Raw genomic sequence first — 20,927 nt, forward strand, 5'->3', positions numbered from 1 at the left:
TTATAAATATTGTCTGAGTCGCCTCACCCCCTCCTCCTTACCAAGATTATGCAATGCCTGGTATTTTATCTTTCTAACACTTTCTTTGCTAAGCTCAAACAGATCAGCAATATCTTCCAGATGCATTGCTTCGTTGCCCTGCAAACCAAAGCTTAGTTGAATTACCTTCCGCTGCCTATCCGGAAGCTGATTTAACAATTGCCTAAGGCTATATTTTAAATCCTGCGATTGCAGTATAGCATCCGGTGCATCTATTGAGGTGTCTTCAAGAAATGTCATTATACCTGGCTTATCTTCATCATCATTCTGATTATCTAAAGAAACCGTATGCCCAGGGCTGTACTGATAAGCTTTTAATCGATCAAGCGGTATCCCTGTAAAATCAGAAAGCTCCTCATCAGTGGGCAATCTTTCTAATTTCTGCTCCATTTCCATCTCCGAACGCCACAAATCCTGTATATCATTTACTTGATTCATTGGCAGTCTGATCATGCGCTTATAGTTTCCAATAGCCATCATCATCGACTGGCGAATCCACCACACTGCAAAAGAGATAAATTTAAATCCTCTACTTTCATCAAAGCGTTCAGCAGCCTTAACCAAGCCAGCGTTTCCTTCCGAAATCAAATCGGCTAGAGGCAAGCCTTGTCCTTCGTACTTTTTAGCAACTGACACCACAAACCTAAGGTTCGAGTTTACCAGCCTTTGCAAGGCAGCAAGATCTCCCCCCTGAATTTTACGCCCGAGCATCACCTCTTCTTCTGCACTTAACAATGGGTACCCGGCAATATCATTCAGATATCTCCTAAGGGAATCATGGTCACGTTTAGTAAAAGATTTTTCTATCTTGATTTCTCTCATGCTTAGCACATTGCAGCCTGTAGTTGCATGGGCTAAGTTCTATAGTTGATTTGTTATATCCTTGGATATCGTATTTATCCGGAAATTATTCATAACGCGCCCTAATGGTCAGAATTAAATTCCGCGTCCAAAAAAAACTGTAAGTAATCCCCAAATATTGTTGTCTTCCATTTGTTAATATGGGTTGAATGTTCTTTATTTGCACAGCAACTAAACTCATAAAAGCTGTCGTGGTTATATGAATCCAACCATCTTAGATCAGACAGATCTGGACATTCTTCGTCTGTTACAAAAAGACGCAAGGCTTACAAATAAAGAACTAGCCCTTAAACTACATAAGGGTAGTAGTACTATGTTCGAACGCGTAAGTCGACTTAGAGATCTGGGTTATATCACCGGAAGTGTAACACTTATAGACCGTAATAAATTTGATGAACTGTGGATTTCTTTCACTCAGGTTCAACTAAATGACCATAGTGGCGAAGCACTTATTGCTTTTCAAACTGAAGTAATCCAATTTCCCGAAATATTAGAGTGCTACCATACTACCGGAGCTTTTGATTTCCTTCTTAAAATTGTGGTTAGCGATATGTCAGGATACAATAAGCTAATTGTAGAGAAACTTGCCAAACTTAAAAACGTAGGATCGTTGCAAAGCTGCTTTGTAGTGAATGAGGCTAAAAGAGAACTGGCCTATCCGCTAAAGGATAGAATATAAAAAAGGTCCGGCTTATTAAACCGAACCTTTCATCTATTTTTAGATCAACTTAGATTACAATATTCACAATCCGTCCTTTTACAACGATTACCTTTTTAGGTGCTTTACCTTCAAGATACTTCTGAACATGCTCATCAGCTAAAACAATCTCTTCAATGGCTGCAGGTTCTAAAGTAAGACTCAAGTTCATGTTCAAACGAGTTTTTCCGTTTACAGAAATCGGATAACTAAACTCATCCTCTACCATATAAGCAGGGTTAAACTCAGGATATTTAGCATAAGACAAACTACCTTCCTCATGGCCTAATAATACCCATAGCTCCTCACAAATGTGTGGCGCATAAGAAGCAAGCACAATTACTAAATCTTCAAGTACCTGACGGTTCTTACATTTCAAATCTGTAAGCTCGTTAACAGCAATCATAAAGCTCGACACCGAAGTATTGAACGAGAAACGCTCAACATCATCCTGTACCTTTTTAATGATTTTATGCAAAGCTTTCAACTCAGCTTTTGTTGGCACCGAATCACTAACATTAAACTGCCAAGCCTCATTATGGAACAAACGCCAGAATTTGCGTAAAAACTTAAAAACACCTTCAATACCGTTAGTATTCCATGGCTTACTTTGCTCAAGCGGACCAAGGAACATCTCATACATTCTCAAAGTATCTGCTCCGTAGCTTTCAATTAGTACATCAGGATTTACAACGTTGAATTTAGACTTAGACATTTTCTCCACTTCAACACCGCAGATGTATTTTCCATTCTCCAAAACAAATTCCGCTTCAGCAAATTCAGGTCTGAACAACTTAAACTTCTCAATATTCAGAATCTCGTTTTCTACAATGTTTACATCAACATGCAATGCTGATGTTTTATAATCCTTTTTTAAACCATGAGAAACCAAAGTATTAGTACCGCGGCCATCCTCATCAATCACACGATATACAAAGTTACTTCTACCTTGTATCATCCCCTGGTTAATTAGTTTTTTGAAAGGCTCTTCTTCCTGTACATACCCTAAATCTTTTAGGAATTTGTTCCAGAAACGACTGTACAACAAATGTCCCGTTGCATGCTCAGAACCACCGATATACAAATCAACATCTTTCCAATAAGAAACAGCCTCTTTAGATGCGAAGTCCGAATCATTCTTAGCATCCATATAACGATACCAATACCAGCTAGACCCTGCCCATCCCGGCATTGTGCTCAACTCATATTCGTACTCATCATCGTAGCTCCAATTCTCCGCACGACCCAATGGAGGTTCGCCAGTTTCAGTCGGCAAATATTTATCAATCTCAGGAAGTATCAATGGCAACTCCTCTTCTTTAATTAAATATGGCAAGCCATCTTTAAAATAAACAGGAATTGGCTCACCCCAATAACGCTGTCTGCCGAAAATAGCATCTCGCATACGGTAGTTAACCTTTGCCTTACCTGCATCTTTTTCTTCTAACCAGGCATTTAAAGTCTGAGTAGCTTCAGTATAATTCATTCCGTTAATAAAACCGGAATTGATGTATTTACCTTCTTTAGTAGCATCAGCCTGATGTTCAACATCTTTTTGTGCATCAAGAATCTGAACAATTGGCAAGTTAAAATGCGTAGCAAATAGCCAATCGCGCTGATCGCCACTTGGCACACCCATTACCGCACCAGTTCCGTAACCTGCAAGCACATAATCCGCAATCCAAAGCTGAACACGTTCGCCGCTTACCGGATTAATTACATAGCTACCAGTAAAGGCACCTGATACAGTTTTAGTATCAGCCATACGGTCAAGTTCAGATTTCTTCTTGGTTTTGGCGATGTAAGCATTAATATCATCCAGCTGTGCTGGAGTAGTTAACGCAGTAACAAGCTCATGCTCTGGCGCTAAAACCAGATATGAAACACCAAATATAGTATCTACACGTGTAGTGAAAACTTCGATATGACCAGGAATTCCTTCAGGAGCATTTTCGATAGCAAATTTAACACTTGCCCCAACGCTTTTGCCAATCCAGTTGCGTTGCATTTCTTTAACCGGTTCTGGCCAGTCAATTGTATTTAAGCCCTGTAATAAACGCTCTGCATAAGCAGAAATACGCATACTCCACTGCATCATTTTTTTCTGTTCAACAGGATGCCCACCACGTTCCGAATATCCATCTTTCACCTCATCATTAGCAAGCACAGTTCCCAATGCTGGGCACCAGTTTACAGTACTTTCTCTTAAATAAGTAAGACGATATTTCAACAATTCTTCTTGTTTTTCCTCGCTGGTCATTGTTGCCCAGTCGCTAGGCAAGAAAGACTTAACCTCTTCATCGCAAACCGCCTTTACATCAGCACTGCCCGAAGCATTAAATTTTTCAATTAACGTAGTGATGTCTTCAGCTCTGTCAGTTTCAAGGTTATACCATGAATTAAACAATTGCATAAAAATCCACTGTGTCCATTTATAATATCCTGGGTCACTGGTACGCACCTCTTTACTCCAATCAAAAGAGAAACCAATTTTATCCAATTGTTCTCTATAAGTATTGATATTAGTTTCGGTAGTTAAAGCCGGGTGCTGCCCAGTTTGAATCGCATACTGTTCTGCCGGTAATCCAAATGAATCGTATCCCATTGGATGCAAAACATTGAACCCTTTTAATCTTTTGTATCTCGCAAATATATCGGAAGCAATGTAACCGAGTGGATGACCCACGTGTAAACCTGCCCCAGATGGGTAAGGAAACATATCGAGAACGTAAAACTTTGGTTTTGTTGTATCTTTTTCTGCTTTAAATGTCTGATTTTGAGCCCAGATCTTTTGCCACTTCTGTTCTATTTCTTTAAATTGGTAATCCATTACTGCTAATTCCTTTATATCCCGCGAAAATAAAGAAATTAAGGGGGTTACAGAAAAGTTTGGCTAAGAAGTTTTTATTTCCTTTTTGCGATGTACATCTGTGAGCGAAAATTTGCCAAACAAAAAGTGCTTTGGCGACTTGTTTTCCGAGGCATTATAGATACTATTAGCCCCTGATACGAGGTAAGAAACTACGCAGGCAATTACCACATAAACACCACACGAAACCCCAAAAAGCTCCATTGCCATGATGCAACAAGCTACCGGCGTTTTGGCCGCACCTGCAAAAACTGCTACAAAACCCATCCCTGCCAGCAGACCAACAGGTAGCGGAAGCCAAAATGAAAGCGCACTACCGAGGGTAGCCCCTATAAAAAAGAGGGGTGTAACCTCTCCTCCTTTAAAACCTGCCCCAAGGGTAACCGCCGTTAAAAGAATTTTCAAAGCAAAATCTTGCGGCTCTGAACTTTGCACAAAAGAATCAACTATTGTTGGTATCCCCAAACCTATATATTTATAAGTGCCCAACAGTAAAACGATACCTACAACTATAAAACCACCAACAAAAGGGCGCAATGGCGAGTATTTAATCTTCTTAAAGATCACGGATACTTGATGTGTTAACCTTACAAACAATATAGCGGCAGCACTAAAAACCAAACCTGCGAATATGCTGTAAGCAATCCCTCTTAAAGATATTCCAGGTACCATGTCAATATGGTAATGTGTATGCCCAACGCCCCATAAGCTGGTAACATATGCGCTTAAAAATGCCGTTGCCAATGCAGGAATTATTGCTTTATAGGGGATTTTAGTAAGCAATAAAACCTCAATCCCAAAAATTACACCAGCCAATGGGGTTCCAAAAACTGAAGCAAAACCGGCACTTAGACCCGCAATAAGAAGCACAGTCCGCTCTTGCTTACTTAAATGAAAGATCTTGTGAAACTGATCGGCCGCAGCTGCCGACATTTGTAAAGCTGTACCCTCCCTACCTGCAGAACCACCAAAAAAATGTGTTGCCACAGTGCCTAACAGAACCAAAGGAGCCATCCTAAATGGAATAACATCTTTGGGGTTATGAATGGTATCAAAAACAAGATTATTCCCACGCTCAATACTTTTATCTGAGTAATGATAAATTAATCCAATCGCCAATCCTCCAAGTGGCAATAGGTAAAGAACATAAGGATGTTGTGTTCTAAAATTTGTTGCAAGATCTAATGATGTTAAAAATAATGCAGACATGGTGCCTGCGACGAAACTGAGCAGAATGATGATTAATAACCACTTGCTTAACTTATAAATGAGCTTTTTATCAACCATAAGGGAAGTCAAATATAAGATATTTTTGCATTACCACCATTTGGTCAGAGTCCATGTTAAGTCCATGTCGTGTCCATGTTTTTGGGCATAAACATCGACACGGCCTGGAGCCTACTGTTTCTGATTATCGAGTTATATAGAGTTAGCCTAATACAGCTGTTTAAAAATAGTTTGACAATTATGCCTTTTCTATGAACTTTTTTTTGCTGTAATCCGTTATAAGTTTTTTACGATTTAAAAGTATAAAAGGCATATAATTTAAATTAGTTGCTTATATTTTTTATTTTCGCAAAACATAAAGACAAATACATGGAAGAATTTGAAGTGAGCGATGCTTCTAAGAAGACAAAAACCATTTATATTTCTACAATCTTCAGTATTGCATTGGTTTTATTAATGCTGGGTATGTTGGGTTTGATATTGGTACATGCAAAAAACCTTTCCAACTACGTGAAAGAAAATATTGTATTAAATATCATTGTAGATGAAGGTGCTAAAGAAACAGACGTTTTACAGTTTCAAAAAGAACTTAATGCCAATCCTGCAGTTAAGAACACGCAATACGTAAATAAAGAAATGGCAGCCAGAAACTTAACCAACGATCTGGGTGAAGATTTCGTTAATTTCCTAGGCTATAACCCTTTACTATCAACAGTTGATGTGTATTTAAAAGCCAATTATGCAAACAATAAAAGCATAGATACCTTAAAAGCAAGTATTGCTAAAAACCCTGTCGTTAAAGAAGTTATCTACCAAAGTTCATTAATTGACATGGTAAATAAGAACATCAATACTATTGGGTTAATCATTTTAGCCTTTGCTGCTATTTTGTTGATCATATCTGTTGCCCTTATTAATAACACCATAAGATTAGCCATTTATTCTCAGCGATTCCTTATTAAAAGTATGCAACTGGTTGGCGCCACAAGAGGCTTTATCCGCCGACCTTTTATTTTATTGGCAGCCTTACATGGATTAATTGCGGCATTTATTGCAATTTTAATCTTATTGGGTATATTGTACTACGCTCAAAGAGAAATTCCGGAAATTGTAATTCTTAGAAATTATACTGAATTTGGTATTGTTTTACTTGGCCTTGTTGGTGTAGGTATCTTTATTACAGCTATTAGCACCTCATTTGCCGTTAGCAAATATTTACGTTTAAAAATTTACGATCTTTACAGATAATGATAGAAAAAAAATCAACTCCTGCACATCAGGACGCAAAAACTGAATTAGTTTTCTCTAAAAAAAACTATCAGTTATTACTTATCAGCATTGCTATTGTTGTATTTGGCTTCATTTTAATGATTGGTACAACAGATATTTACGACTTCAGAAAAACTTTGCTTGCTCCTATGGTAGTATTGGCAGGTTTTGCTTTTGGAGTTTATGCCATCTTAAAAAAATAGTTTAATACATGAATTATTTTCAAGCCCTCATTCTAGCGATTATAGAAGGGCTAACGGAGTTTTTACCGGTTTCGTCAACCGGCCATATGGTTATTGCCAGTTCTTTTATGGGAATTGGAAAAGACGAATTTGTAAAGCTTTTTGAAGTTGCTATTCAACTGGGTGCTATTTTAGCCGTAGTTGTACTTTACTGGAAAAAGTTTTTTGACTTTAGTAAATGGCAATTCTACATTAAGCTAATCATAGCGGTTATACCTGCATTGTTTTTTGGCTATTTATTAAACGACTTTATAGATAACACTTTAGGCAACCCCATCTTTATTGCAGTAGTATTGCTGCTTGGTGGTATTGTATTATTGTTTATCGATAAGTTCTTTAAAAACCCGACCGTCAATCACGAGAGTGAGATTAGTAACATGACCGCTTTTAAAATTGGATGCTTTCAGGTTTTAGCGGTTGCATTTCCAGGGTTGAGCAGAAGTGCTGCAACCATAATTGGTGGTATGCAACAAAAACTAAGCAGACATGCTGCTGCAGAATTCTCCTTTTTTCTGGCCGTGCCTACCATGTGCGCTGCTACCGGCTACAAGCTGTTAAAAGGGCATGAATTGTTGAATGCTGAAAATATTAAATTATTGCTTTTCGGAAATGTTATTGCATTTATCGTAGCAATAATCGCGATAAAATCTTTCATAGGATTTTTATCAAAACACGGATTTCGGATTTTTGGCTGGTACAGAATCATCATAGGTGTTCTGCTACTGGTACTATATTTTTCGGGGGTTGAAATGAATGTATTGTAATGAGTGAGGATAAAGAAGAACAAATAGTAACAAAAACATTTCCTGAATTTAATTTTGCTGAAGGTGAGCTATTGCTCATCAATAAACCGTACAAGTGGACAAGCTTTGATGTTGTAGGAAAAATCCGCAATTCGCTAAAGCCTTTGAAATTGAAAGTTGGCCATGCCGGAACTTTGGATCCACTGGCAACTGGCTTATTGATCCTTTGCACTGGAAAACTGACTAAACAGATTGACACTTTTCAGGCCGAAGAGAAAGAGTATACCGGAACAATGGTTTTAGGTGCCACTACCCCATCTTTTGATTTGGAAACTGTTGTTGATCAGGAATTCCCGTTAGACGGAATAACTGAAGAGGCTATTTATGCGGCTACAGCTCCTTTTACGGGCGACATACAACAATATCCACCTGCACACTCGGCGGTAAAAGTTAATGGCGAACGATTGTATGTGAAAGCCAGAAGAGGCGAAGAAACAGAATTGCGTTTACGCTTTGTTACCGTTTCTGCATTCGAAATTACCCGAATTTCACTTCCTGAGATAGATTTCAGGATTGTTTGCAGTAAAGGAACTTATATCAGATCGCTGATTTCTGATTTTGGCAAGCACCTTAATAATGGGGCTTACTTATCAAAACTTACCCGCACACGTAGCGGAAACTTTTTACTTGAAAATGCTTTTGAGGTAGCAGATTTAGTTAACTATCTTAGACTTAAAAAAGAGTAGTCATGCGTGGCCAGGTAAAATCCAAAAAACTTAACATCGCTAAAAACATATTTCTAATAATATGTGGCATTGTTTCGGCTTGTTTTGGATTGAAAAGCTTTTTGCTACCCAGCGGATTTATAGACGGCGGTGTAACCGGCATATCTCTGTTAATTAGCAACTTAACAAAACTTAACCTGTCTTACCTGATTATTCTGATTAATATCCCTTTTGTTATTCTGGGGTATAGGCAAATTGGTAAAGTATTCGCCATCAAAACATCTATTGCAATATCATTACTGGCCATTTTACTGGTTGTTGCTCCTTTTAAATCCATTACTCACGACCCCCTATTGATTGCCTTTTTTGGAGGACTCTTTTTAGGTGGGGGAATTGGATTAGCCATGCGCGGTGGCTGTGTAATTGACGGCACTGAGGTATTAGCACTATACATCAGCAAAAAAAGCACCCTTACGGTTGGTAATATCATCCTGATTTTAAACATCATTATCTTCTCATTCGCTGCAATATTTTTAGGAATGGATAAGGCGCTATACGCCATCTTAACCTATCTATCGGCCTCTAACACGGTTGATTATATTGTAAATGGCATCGAGCAATATACGGGAGTTACTGTTATATCCGACAAAAACGACCACATTAAAAAGTTCATCATCAACCAAATGAAACGTGGTGTAACTATTTATAAAGGCGAAGGCGGATATGGAGTTAAAAAGGATATTGACATACTTTATACTGTAGTTACCAAACTTGAAATGAGTAAGCTGCAGACTGCAATTAGACAGATTGATCCGGATGCTTTTGTGATTCAACAGCAAATTGCCGACATAAAGGGTGGCGTAGTAAAACGTCCGGCTTTACATTAATTTATACTACCTTGAAAATATATAATCACTTTTCGGAATTTAAGAAGCTAAACAACGCAGTTGCAACTATTGGAACTTTTGATGGGGTACATTATGGCCACCAGAAAATTATTAAACGACTGTGTGAATTGGCAAAGGCAACTGGTGGTGAAAGTGTAATACTGACCTTTTTTCCACACCCAAGGTTAATCATTGATCCAGAGAATCAGGATTTAAAAATGATCAATACGATTAATGAAAAGGCTAAAATGCTGGAAAGTCTTGGAGTAGATCACCTAATCATTACTCCTTTTACCCGCGACTTCTCGAACCTTACTCCTGCTGAATATATACAGAACATTTTGGTTGATACAATTGGGATTAAGAACCTTATTGTTGGTTACGACCATCGCTTTGGCAAGGATAGAAAAGGCGGTCTTCAGGATTTAGAAACCTTCTCTAAGAACTTTAATTATAAAATTGAGCAAATACCTGAGCAGGATATTAATGATGTTGCGGTAAGCTCTACAAAAATCCGTACTGCTTTACTTGATGGCGATGTTGCGCTTGCGGCCAATTATCTTGGTTACAACTTTTCATTATATGGTAAGGTGATTAAAGGCGACAAGATAGGCCGTACCATTGGCTTTCCTACTGCGAATCTTTTTATTGAGGAAACCTACAAATTGATCCCTTCTGATGGGATTTATGCGGTTACTGTTGAAATGAGCGACGAGATTTTTAAAGGGATGGCATATATTGGTCAGCGCCCTACAATTAATGGAATGACCAGAAACATTGAGGTAAATATTTTTGATTTTAATCAGGAAATATACGGTCAGGATATTAAGATGAACTTCCTTGAATTTCTAAGACACGACGTTAAATTTACTGGCTTAGAAGCCTTAAAAGAGCAACTGCAAAGAGACAAAGATGATACTTTAGCTTATTTCAAAAAAACGTCATAAGCTCATTTTAAACCCTCATTTATTCTAAAAAAAGGCATTATTTTCGTATATTTACGACAATGAGGTCATTATTTACTCTAATACTAATAGTTTTTATTCATCTTTTTTCTTCCCATTTAGTAAGCGGGAAAGGGCTTGATGCGGAAAAAACTAAGCATAGAGACGTGAGTATTCATGCTAAAAAGAAACACTTTGTTTTTAGCAAAAAAAGCAAATCATCATTTCAAAAAACCTCGTTTGAAGATCTACCGGCTTTACAGCAAGTTGTAAATAAAACCTCTTTTGGCCTGTTTCTTATTGTTAAAAAGCAGGACATTCAGGTAGCCTCATGCCCGTTAATTGCAAATTATTACAGTTCCTTTTCATTTTCGAGTTACTCCTATATCTTTAATTTTCTGTACCCAAAACATGTTTTTTGGTAATTATAATTTAGCCCCAATACGTTAACACAATAAATTATACATTAAAAAATACGCGTTTCTATGATACATTTACCAGTATTAATTACTGATTTAGGCTTAATACTTGCAGCTGCTGGAGTAACTACACTCCTTTTTAAAAAAATTAAACAACCATTAGTGCTTGGCTATATTTTAGCAGGATTACTGGTTGGTCCACACGTTAAATTTATTCCAACTGTTACAGATAATGAAAGTATCAATATCTGGGCAGAGATTGGGGTTATCTTCTTATTATTTAGTTTAGGGCTTGAATTTAGTTTTAAAAAACTGGTAAAGGTTGGAGGCTCAGCCTCCATAACAGCCATTGTTGAGGTTGTGTTTATGCTGATCATTGGCTTTGTGGCCGGATTGGCAATGGGCTGGTCTACAATGGACAGTATATTTCTCGGGGGTATATTATCCGTGTCATCAACAACAATCATCATAAGGGCTTTTGAAGAGCTTGGGGTAAAGCATAAAAAATTTGCGGGACTGGTATTTGGAGTGCTTATTGTTGAAGATCTTGTTGCCATCTTATTATTGGTATTGCTATCTACTCTTGCTGTTAGTCAACAATTTGCTGGTGCAGAAATGTTGATTTCTATATTAAAGCTTTGTTTCTTCCTTGTTTTGTGGTTTATAGGTGGAATATTTCTTGTACCTACTTTTTTAAAGGCAACCAAGAAATTAATGAATGATGAGACCATGCTTGTGGTTTCCATCGCTTTGTGTTTATTGATGGTACTATTGGCTGTTAAAGTTGGCTTCTCTCCTGCTTTGGGCGCATTTATTATGGGCTCAATATTGGCTGAAACTACACAGGCAGAAAGAATAGAACACCTCACAAAATCTGTAAAAGATTTATTTGCTGCAATTTTCTTTGTATCGGTAGGTATGTTAATCAATCCAAGCATTCTGGTTGATTACGCTGTTCCTATTGTTGTAATTACTTTAGCCACTGTTTTAGGCAAGTTTCTAAGTTCAGGATTAGGTGCTTTGGTTTCTGGACAGCCTTTAAAGACTTCGGTACAGACTGGCTTAAGTTTGGCTCAGATTGGGGAGTTCTCTTTTATCATTGCAACGTTAGGATTAACACTTAAGGTAACCAGTGACTTCTTATATCCAATAGCCGTTGCTGTATCGGCAATTACAACTTTTACTACTCCATATCTGATTAAATTCTCTGAACCATTTTACTTCTTTTTAGAACGTAAACTTCCTAAAAAATGGGTTGAAGGCATTAACCGCTATAGTTCAAGTACAGCAGGTATAACCACTTTAAGCGATTGGAAAACGTTACTTAAATCGTACACCTTTAACCTTATTATACACTCGGTTATTCTTATTGCGATAGTATTTTTGGGTTCAAAGTACCTACAACCATTTATCACTCAAAACCTGATTAATGGCAATAATGGCATTATTGTAAGCTTGATACTTACGTTGTTTATCATGACTCCTTTCTTATGGGCACTTGCGATTAGACGAATAGAAAGAAAGGCTTATTCGCACCTGTGGTTAAACAAAAAGTATACTCGTGGGCCACTAATTGCACTTGAGATTTTACGTATTTCTTTGGCCATCTTCTTTGTCGGCATTTTAATTTATCAGTTCTACAGCACATGGGTTTCAATTGTTATTGCAATTGCCTTAATTGTATCCTGTATGTTTGTTTTCTCGAGAAGGCTACAAGGTTTTTACAACAAACTTGAAAGCAGATTTCTACTTAACCTTAACGCTAGAGAAGCTCAAAATGCCCAACCTGAGATACTACCTTGGGATACACACTTAGTAGAACTCACAGTTGCACCGGAATCAACTCTTGTTGGAAAAACCCTTATTGAGTTATCTGTAAGAGAGAAATACGGTGTCAACATTGCATTAATTGAACGTGGAAAAATCATGATCCCAACTCCGGGCAGAGATGAACGCCTTTATCCTAATGATAAAGTTTTAGTAATTGGAACCGACGATCAGCTGGCCGCAGTGAAGGAATTATTTGAAGGAAGTACAGATGAAAATGTACAATCTAGCTTCCCTAAAGAAGATATGGCTCTTCAAAAAATAGTGATCAATAGCAGTTCCCCAGTTTATGGTCAGACGATTCGAAATTCAGGTATTAGGGAAATGACTCAGGGGCTTGTTGTAGGAATTGAAAGAAATGGAGAGCGGATACTGAATCCTGATTCGACCCTTACATTTGAGAATGGTGATATCGTGTGGATTGTAGGTAACAACAAGAAAGTTCCTAACCTGCTAAAGTAATCTGTAAATTTTGATTTTACTGTAACAGAATGTACCTTGTATATCAATGAAAGTAGACCAGGAAAAGAGCGACTTTTTAGACGAAATGCTCAATCATTGGCAAGAAGAGAACCTCTTGTCGCCAGATGACGTTAAAAAGTTACGTAACAGTTATGAGACTAAAAGCTTCGACTGGCGCCGATTAGCTCAGTACTCTTTTTGGATTGCAATGGCCTGTGGCGTTATATCTCTGGGTGCTCTTTTAATTGACAACAAGATTTTAAACTATCTGGAGCACATTTTTACTGCTTCTGATGTGATGATAAGTATTTTATCGGCAGCTGGTGCAGCTGCCTTATACTACTTCAGTTTTAAAAGAAAGAAGCTCAAATCGCATCTGGTATTTAGTAATGAGGCCATGGTTTTTACCGCGGTAATGTTAACGGCCAATGCTATTGCTTACCTGGGCAAGGCTATTGACAACGGCAGTTCACACTTCTCTTTACTTATACTGGCTTCTGTGTTTATTTATGGAATACTCGCCTATATCTTTAAATCAAGATTGATATGGGCTTTCGTATTGATTTCACTAGGGGCCTGGTTTGGTACGGAAACTGGTTATTTATCTCGTTGGAACTGGTACTTTCTTGGGATGAATTATCCACTTCGCTTTGTAATTTTTGGTTTATGCCTTACCGGATTTTCTTTTCTAATTAAAGACAATAAAAAGATGGGCATCTTTTTCCAGACAAATTATGTCTGTGGTATGGTCTATTTATTTGTTTCTCTGTGGTTACTTTCAGTCTTCGGTAACTTCAGTTCATTAGAAGAATGGTATTCTGTAAAACAATTAAGTTTGTTTTATTGGGGTATACTGTCGGCCGCCTTCTGCCTGATCAGCATTTACATCGGTTTGAAATATAGAGATGATATTGCCAGAGAATTTGGCATTACCTTTTTGTTTATTAACCTTTACACACGGTATTTTGAATACTTTTGGGACAGCTGGCACAAGGCCTTATTCTTTTGTGTACTCGCCGCTTCATTCTGGTTTATTGGCCGCAGAGCAGAAAAGATCTGGAATCTCGAATTTCTAAAGAAATAGCTTATTACTTTATAAAATGTATGTACACTATTTTACATACATGATATGCCGATAAAGCAAAAAATAATATAGCAATTCCTTTATTAACTATGTAGCTACTCAGCGCGAATTTCTCTTGAATATACTGAGCAAAGCGTGCAAAGCCGTACAATGCTAAGCCGGCACCAATACCCGAGCCGACACTGAAAACAGACAAAGAAAGGTATCCAATATCTATCCATTCATGTGATATCAGATACGTACCCACAAATAACCAGTAAGGTATTTGCATTGGGTTAACAACGCCTAAAATTAAGCCGTATTTTATACTGTCTTTTTTTGAATAATCGGCTTTAGGCATCTCTTTGCGAGATTTCCAGGTAATTACGCCTAGTATCCCGAACATGAAAACCATGATAACATCAATGATATTATCGAGCTTAATTTCGCTCGATAGCCATTGTACAAAACGCATCACTCCGAAAGTAAAGAATATTTCGACAGTTGAAAACGCCATAATAAAGTATAAGGCCTGACGCAGCCCTCTCGTAATCGTTATCTGAACTACCGTTAAATTAATATTTCCCGGAGGTATGTAACCAATCATGTTCAGAATTACCCCTAAAAAGAGTGTTAAAAATAGCATGCGCGAAGATACAATTATTTCAAATGAGCTTTTAAATACTTAGCAGTATAAGATGCTTTTACTGCTAAAAGATCCTCAGGCGTGCCTTCAAAAACAACATTACCACCTTTATCACCACCTTCAGGACCAATATCTATTACCCAATCAGCAGATTTTATCATGTCCATATTGTGCTCTATTACTAAAATTGTATTGCCCTGTTCTATTAAAGTATTAAGTGCAATTAAAAGTTTTTTAATATCATGGAAGTGCAAACCGGTAGTTGGCTCATCAAATATGAACAGGGTTTTATTAGCATTATTTCCTTTGATTAAGAAGGAAGCCAGTTTAATACGCTGCGCCTCACCACCTGAAAGGGTATTAGAGGATTGACCCAAATGTACATAACCTAAACCCACATCAACCAGAGGTTGTAGTTTGTTTAATATTTTGGGCTCATTTTTAAAGAATTCTACTGCCTCTTCGATTGTTAAGTCTAAGATATCGGCTACGTTTTTATCCTGATAAGTTACATCAAGTACCTGTTGCTTAAATCTTCGGCCTCCACAAGTTTCGCATGGCAGGTAAATATCTGCCATAAACTGCATTTCTATTTTAACTTCTCCCTCACCCTGGCAAACATCACAACGACCACCCTCCACATTAAACGAAAATGCTGCAGGTTTTAGGCTCGCGGCCTTTGAAGCAGGTAAAGCTGAAAACAAAGCTCGTACATCATCCCACGCTTTTACGTAAGTTACCGGATTAGACCTTGAGGATCGGCCGATCGGGTTTTGATCGACCATTTCAACCTGGCTAACCAATTCATAATTACCGTAAATACCATCATAAGCTCCTGTTTGTTCTCCAGAGTAATTTCCTATTGCTTTTTGTACAGCAGGGTATAGTATTTTCTTTATTAAACTTGTTTTTCCTGATCCAGAAACTCCACTCACAACTGTAAACACACCCAAAGGGAATTTTACATCTATATTTTTAAGGTTGTTTTCTCTGGCACCCTTAATCAGAATATGGTCTTTCCACCCTCTTCTTTTTGCAGGAATCGAGATTTGCTCCTCACCAGAGAGATATTTTCCGGTTAAGCTATTCTTATCTTTAATGATTTGATCGTATGTACCACTGAAAACAAGGTTACCGCCATGAGTTCCAGCTTCCGGACCTATATCAATAATATGGTCAGCTGCCTTCATCATTTCCTCCTCATGCTCTACCACAAGAACTGTATTACCTACGTTTCTAAGTGAAACCAGCACCTCTATCAGCTTATTGGTATCTCTTGGATGTAATCCTATACTTGGTTCATCAAGCACGTATATAGAGCCCACCAGGCTACTTCCTAACGAAGTAGCAAGATTAATCCGTTGAGATTCACCTCCTGAAAGTGTATTAGACAGCCTGTTAAGTGTAAGATAGCCTAACCCTACATTGTTGAGATATAGCACACGACTACTAACCTCGGCCAATAAACGTTTTGCTATTTTCTCATCATTTGATGAAAGGTTTAAATTATCGAAGAAGTTAAGAATAGTTGATAAAGGCATCAAAACGATATCAATAATAGATTTATCGTTGATTTTTACATACGATGCATCTTTACGTAACCTTGAGCCTTTACAATCAGGACAAGAAGTTTTACCTCTATAACGAGACAGCATTACACGGTATTGGATTTTAAAGGTTTGCTCTTCCAGTTCTTTAAAAAAAGCATCAAGTCCTTCAAAATACTTATTGCCCGTCCATAATAATTTTTGTTCCTTTTCGGTTAATTCATTAAATGGTCTGTGAATCGGGAAGTCAAATTTAGCAGCACCTTTGACAAGCTTAGCAAGCCATTCCTTCATTTTTTCGCCTCGCCAAGGTGCAATTGCATTGTCGAAAACGCTTTTACTTTTATCAGGAATAACTAAATCTTCATCTATACCTATTACGTTTCCATAACCTTCGCACCTTTTACAGGCACCATAGGGGTTATTAAAACTGAAGAAATTTGGAGTTGGTTCGTCGAAACGAATTCCATCAAGCTCAAAACGGTCACAAAAGTTTGTTAGCTTTCCATCATGGTCTACATAACAATCTCCCTTTCCTTCGAAGAAAGCAGTTTGCACTGAATCAGCTATGCGACTCAAAGTTTCCTCTTCTGTGTTAACTACAATTCTATCAATCAGAATCTTAATTGTATTTTCGTCTTTTAATTCGAAATCTTTAAAAGATTCATCTTCAAGAATAGCTTCAATTTTGTGAACTGCATCATTATAAAAAATCCGTAAAAAGCCTTTTTGTAATAGTACTGCTAACTCTTCTTTTACTGATCTATTGTTGTGAGGAAATAAAGGACAAAATATAGTAACAGTGCTCTCTTCTTCAAGATTAGAGATGAAATCGACTACTGTAGTAACTGTGTCTTTTTTTACCACGTTGCCTGAAATAGGAGAATACGTTTTCCCAATTCTGGAGAATAACAGTTTAAGGTAATCATAAATCTCAGTTGAAGTACCTACTGTTGATCGCGGATTTGAGGTGATGACCTTCTGTTCGATAGCAATCGCCGGAGCAATTCCTTTTATGTAATCAACATCAGGTTTATTCATCCTACCCATAAACTGACGGGCATAAGAAGACAAACTCTCAACGTATCTCCTCTGACCTTCAGCGTATAGGGTATCAAATGCTAAAGATGACTTGCCTGATCCCGACATTCCGGTTATTACAACCAGCTTGTTTTTAGGAATTGCTACATCTATATTCTTTAGGTTATGAACTCTGGCACCCTTTATGATAATATTTTTGTGTGGATCTTTGTCGATTTCGTTATTCATTGATTTCGTGATAGAATACTGCTAATATACCTCAAAAAACGAATATTTGGTTTTTTGGGACATTGCAAAAATAAGGCTCTCAGACCACTTTTATTTTTTTTTAACACTTTTTCTATTGAATTCTAATAAAAAAACGCTTCTTTTGAAATAATTAACTGAACAACAACACACCACCATCATAAAAACCAATAGGAGAAATCATATCGAAACAAACATCTACTAAGTATTTTTTAGCAATAATAAGAGCAAGGGATTTAGTAAGGATACTCCTATGAAATTACAACAATATAGTGATCAGGATTTGGTGAAGTTATACCTTACCGGCAACGAAGCCGTTTTGGAAGAACTTTTAAGAAGACACAAATCAAAAATTTATACGTCAATCTATTTATTGGTTAAAGACCAATACTTAGCGGAAGATATATTTCAGGATGCCTTTATTAAGGTTATTAACACATTACGATCTGGACGTTACAATGAAGAAGGTAAGTTTTTACCTTGGGTAATGCGTATTGCGCATAACTTGGTTATAGATTATTTTAGACGTGAAAAACGAGGTCCGGTTATTACAAGTGCAGATGGCACTGATGTCTTTAATCTGCTGCAATTTCATGAAGAAAGTGCGGAGGACAGGATTTTAAGAGATCAAACTCATTTTGATTTAAGGGCAATGATTCATTTACTGCCGGATGATCAGAAAGAAGTTTTAATAATGCGACACTACGCCGACCTCAGTTTTAAAGAAATAGCTGATTTAACTGATGTAAGTATAAATACGGCTTTAGGACGTATGAGATATGCTTTGAGCAATCTTCGTAAAATGATGAAGGTTAAGGAAGTATCTTAATATCATTAAAAATAAAAAAATATAAATAATTATTGTTAGGGTTAAAATAAATTAATAACAATAGCGTTAATTAGTAAAACTAATATACGCTTATTGCTTATGATGGAAACCTCTACTTCAGTTAACAAACTAAATTACGAACAGCAAAAACAGGAAATGATTCCTGCAAATGATGTTGAACCACAGGATTTATCGTTCTATGAGAACATAAAACCGCAGTTGGACAGCTTAGCTAGAAACCCTTCTGAGACAACGATTTCGAAGATTTTAGCCTACTCAAGAGCCAAGTAATTTACAAACGGATTAAAGCTGCCAACGTTTTGGCAGCTTTTTTTTATTCTTGTAAATGACAATCATGACTATTACGCATCGATTAAAAACTTACTTTTCTCGTTCTTAAAAAGAAGAATGTCGTTAAAATAAAATTGCATGGAATACTTTCATTCGGTGACAATCGGTGCAAAATTGAAAATTAAGAGCAAAAATATATAAGTTTGCAAATGCTCAAAAAAGAAAGATATAAGCTTTTTGTGTCACATTTTTCTGTAAAGCAGCCTGATGCTGAAACAGAATTGCACTATAATAATCCATTTCAGTTGCTTGTTGCAGTTATTTTATCTGCTCAATGTACAGACAAGAGGATAAATCAGGTTACTCCTGCCCTGTTTCAACGTTTTCCGGATGCGAAAGCATTAGCCGACGTTACTCCTGACATTGTATTTGATTACATTAGAAGTGTAAGCTACCCGAATAACAAAGCAAAACATTTAGTGGGTATGGCTAAAATATTGCTAAATGATTTTAACAATGTAGTCCCATCTGATGTTGATGATTTGCAAAAAATGCCTGGTGTTGGAAGGAAAACCGCCAATGTAATTGCATCTGTAATTTACAATGCACCGGCGATGGCTGTGGACACTCATGTTTTTAGGGTTGCAAACCGAATTGGCTTGACCACCGGGAAGACTCCCTTGGCTGTTGAAAAAGATCTGGTAAAGAATTTACCTGAAGAAACGATACATGTTGCACATCATTGGTTGATATTGCATGGCAGATATGTTTGCCTGGCAAGATCTCCAAAATGTAGTATTTGCGAAATCACAAGCTTTTGCAAATATTATCAAAACAAGAATAAAATAACTAAAATATTTAGTGATTTAGAGCCGACAGCAAAAAAATAATAATTTATTTTGTTATTTTAAATTAAATAATAGTTATGTTTGCTAACATAATTAGTAATAAGAAAACCATTTTACGTTAAGAAATGTAAGCCGTTACTTTCTTACAGAATTTAATAATATGAGCACAAACGCAAACGCAGACAAATTAAAGGCATTACAGCTTACTTTAGATAAGTTAGAAAAATCATACGGTAAAGGAACTGTTATGAAATTAGGTGATAATGCTGTAGAGCCTATCGAATCTATTTCGACTGGATCTATTAGTTTAGATATTGCCTTAGGAATTGGCGGTGTACCAAAAGGAAGGGTTATTGAAATATATGGCCCTGAATCTTCAGGTAAAACAACTTTAGCAACTCATATTATTGCTGAAGCACAGAAAAAAGGTGGCTTAGCTGCTATTATTGATGCTGAACATGCGTTTGATAAAGGCTATGCAAAAAAATTAGGCGTTGATGTAGATAATTTATTGATATCGCAACCGGATAATGGTGAACAAGCTTTGGAAATTGCTGATAATCTAATCAGATCTGGTGCAATTGATGTAATTGTTATTGACTCAGTTGCGGCATTGGTACCTAAAGCTGAGATTGAAGGGGAAATGGGAGATTCAAGAATGGGCCTTCAAGCTCGTTTAATGTCTCAAGCTTTACGTAAATTAACAGGAACTATTGCTAAAACAGGATGTTGCTGTATTTTCATTAACCAATTACGTGAAAAGATTGGTGTAATGTTTGGAAACCCAGAAACAACAACCGGTGGTAATGCCCTAAAGTTTTATGCTTCTGTTCGTTTAGACATCCGTAGAACTTCGCAAATTAAAGATTCGGACGAAGTTGCAGGAAACAGGGTTAAAGTAAAGATTGTTAAAAACAAAGTTGCTCCACCTTTCCGTATTGCTGAGTTTGACATTATGTTTGGCGAAGGAATATCTAAAACCGGTGAAATCATCGATTTAGGTGTTGACTTTAACATCATCAAAAAAGCTGGTTCTTGGTTCTCTTATGGAGACACTAAACTAGGTCAAGGTAGAGATGCTGTTAAACAGTTATTACTTGATAACCCAGAGTTATCTGAAGAAATTGAAGCAAAAATTAGAGCTGAAGTTACCGGCGAAAAACTGGAAGAGAAAGCTTAAAAAATTTAAATAAAAGAAGGCGGTA

At 37.1% G+C, this 20,927-nt stretch carries 18 protein-coding genes; 13 read left to right on the forward strand and 5 right to left on the reverse strand.

Annotated elements, in window-relative coordinates; translation table 11 throughout:
• The gene (locus J1905_RS04385) at positions 1-861 is read right to left on the reverse strand and encodes a sigma-70 family RNA polymerase sigma factor (RefSeq protein ID WP_214226024.1); all 861 of its coding nucleotides are present in this window, start codon (positions 859-861) and stop codon (positions 1-3) included.
• Positions 862-1,099: 238 nt separating this feature from the next.
• Here J1905_RS04385 and J1905_RS04390 point away from each other — a divergent pair, with 238 nt between their 5' ends.
• On the forward strand, positions 1,100-1,579 hold the full coding sequence (locus J1905_RS04390) for an Lrp/AsnC family transcriptional regulator (RefSeq protein WP_173091903.1): 480 nt from the start codon (positions 1,100-1,102) through the stop codon (positions 1,577-1,579).
• Positions 1,580-1,628: 49 nt separating this feature from the next.
• Here J1905_RS04390 and leuS read toward each other — a convergent pair whose 3' ends face one another.
• Both leuS and J1905_RS04400 read right to left on the reverse strand, forming a co-directional pair.
• On the reverse strand, positions 1,629-4,427 hold the full coding sequence (leuS, locus tag J1905_RS04395) for a leucine--tRNA ligase (RefSeq protein ID WP_214226025.1): 2,799 nt from the start codon (positions 4,425-4,427) through the stop codon (positions 1,629-1,631).
• Positions 4,428-4,490: 63 nt separating this feature from the next.
• Positions 4,491-5,753 carry a voltage-gated chloride channel family protein gene (locus J1905_RS04400; protein ID WP_214226026.1) on the reverse strand — a complete coding sequence of 421 codons (1,263 nt, stop codon included), beginning with the start codon at positions 5,751-5,753 and terminating at the stop codon, positions 4,491-4,493.
• A 309-nt stretch (positions 5,754-6,062) separates the two neighbouring features.
• Between J1905_RS04400 and J1905_RS04405 the strand changes: the two genes are divergently transcribed.
• The 8 genes from J1905_RS04405 to J1905_RS04440 all read left to right on the forward strand — a co-directional run bounded on the left by J1905_RS04405 (position 6,063) and on the right by J1905_RS04440 (position 14,295).
• Complete coding sequence (locus tag J1905_RS04405; protein WP_214226027.1) at positions 6,063-6,941, forward strand: cell division protein FtsX; 879 nt, start codon at positions 6,063-6,065, stop codon at positions 6,939-6,941.
• The gene (locus J1905_RS04410; protein WP_214226028.1) at positions 6,941-7,165 is read left to right on the forward strand and encodes a DUF3098 domain-containing protein; all 225 of its coding nucleotides are present in this window, start codon (positions 6,941-6,943) and stop codon (positions 7,163-7,165) included. The genes J1905_RS04405 and J1905_RS04410 overlap by 1 nt, the downstream gene beginning before the upstream one ends.
• 8 nt (positions 7,166-7,173) lie before the next feature.
• On the forward strand, positions 7,174-7,968 hold the full coding sequence (locus J1905_RS04415; RefSeq protein ID WP_214226029.1) for an undecaprenyl-diphosphate phosphatase: 795 nt from the start codon (positions 7,174-7,176) through the stop codon (positions 7,966-7,968).
• Complete coding sequence (truB, locus tag J1905_RS04420; RefSeq protein WP_214226030.1) at positions 7,968-8,693, forward strand: tRNA pseudouridine(55) synthase TruB; 726 nt, start codon at positions 7,968-7,970, stop codon at positions 8,691-8,693. The genes J1905_RS04415 and truB overlap by 1 nt, the downstream gene beginning before the upstream one ends.
• A gap of 2 nt (positions 8,694-8,695) precedes the next feature.
• A complete protein-coding gene (locus J1905_RS04425) occupies positions 8,696-9,559 on the forward strand; it encodes a YitT family protein (protein ID WP_214226031.1) in 864 nt (287 codons plus the stop codon).
• Between the two features lie 11 nt (positions 9,560-9,570).
• A complete protein-coding gene (locus J1905_RS04430; protein ID WP_214226032.1) occupies positions 9,571-10,506 on the forward strand; it encodes a bifunctional riboflavin kinase/FAD synthetase in 936 nt (311 codons plus the stop codon).
• Between the two features lie 482 nt (positions 10,507-10,988).
• Positions 10,989-13,211, forward strand: a complete 2,223-nt coding sequence (locus J1905_RS04435) for a cation:proton antiporter domain-containing protein (RefSeq protein WP_214226033.1) — start codon at positions 10,989-10,991, stop codon at positions 13,209-13,211.
• A 46-nt stretch (positions 13,212-13,257) separates the two neighbouring features.
• On the forward strand, positions 13,258-14,295 hold the full coding sequence (locus J1905_RS04440) for a DUF2157 domain-containing protein (RefSeq protein ID WP_214226034.1): 1,038 nt from the start codon (positions 13,258-13,260) through the stop codon (positions 14,293-14,295).
• 4 nt (positions 14,296-14,299) lie between these two features.
• Here J1905_RS04440 and J1905_RS04445 read toward each other — a convergent pair whose 3' ends face one another.
• Both J1905_RS04445 and uvrA read right to left on the reverse strand, forming a co-directional pair.
• Positions 14,300-14,920 carry a LysE family transporter gene (locus J1905_RS04445; protein WP_214226035.1) on the reverse strand — a complete coding sequence of 207 codons (621 nt, stop codon included), beginning with the start codon at positions 14,918-14,920 and terminating at the stop codon, positions 14,300-14,302.
• 14 nt (positions 14,921-14,934) lie between these two features.
• Positions 14,935-17,736 carry an excinuclease ABC subunit UvrA gene (gene uvrA / locus J1905_RS04450; protein ID WP_214226036.1) on the reverse strand — a complete coding sequence of 934 codons (2,802 nt, stop codon included), beginning with the start codon at positions 17,734-17,736 and terminating at the stop codon, positions 14,935-14,937.
• 271 nt (positions 17,737-18,007) lie between these two features.
• Between uvrA and J1905_RS04455 the strand changes: the two genes are divergently transcribed.
• The 4 genes from J1905_RS04455 (at position 18,008) to recA (ending at position 20,902) form a co-directional block, all read left to right on the forward strand.
• The gene (locus J1905_RS04455) at positions 18,008-18,583 is read left to right on the forward strand and encodes an RNA polymerase sigma factor (protein ID WP_214226037.1); all 576 of its coding nucleotides are present in this window, start codon (positions 18,008-18,010) and stop codon (positions 18,581-18,583) included.
• Between the two features lie 99 nt (positions 18,584-18,682).
• Positions 18,683-18,874: a hypothetical protein gene (locus J1905_RS04460; protein ID WP_214226038.1), complete on the forward strand. Its 192-nt coding sequence runs from the start codon at positions 18,683-18,685 to the stop codon at positions 18,872-18,874.
• A 209-nt stretch (positions 18,875-19,083) separates the two neighbouring features.
• The gene (nth, locus tag J1905_RS04465; RefSeq protein WP_214226039.1) at positions 19,084-19,764 is read left to right on the forward strand and encodes an endonuclease III; all 681 of its coding nucleotides are present in this window, start codon (positions 19,084-19,086) and stop codon (positions 19,762-19,764) included.
• 118 nt (positions 19,765-19,882) lie between these two features.
• Positions 19,883-20,902: a recombinase RecA gene (gene recA, locus J1905_RS04470; protein ID WP_108207638.1), complete on the forward strand. Its 1,020-nt coding sequence runs from the start codon at positions 19,883-19,885 to the stop codon at positions 20,900-20,902.
• Positions 20,903-20,927: the final 25 nt, after the last annotated feature.

Origin of the sequence: Pedobacter sp. B4-66 (assembly GCF_018492665.1) — a bacterium.
GTDB lineage: Bacteria > Bacteroidota > Bacteroidia > Sphingobacteriales > Sphingobacteriaceae > Pedobacter.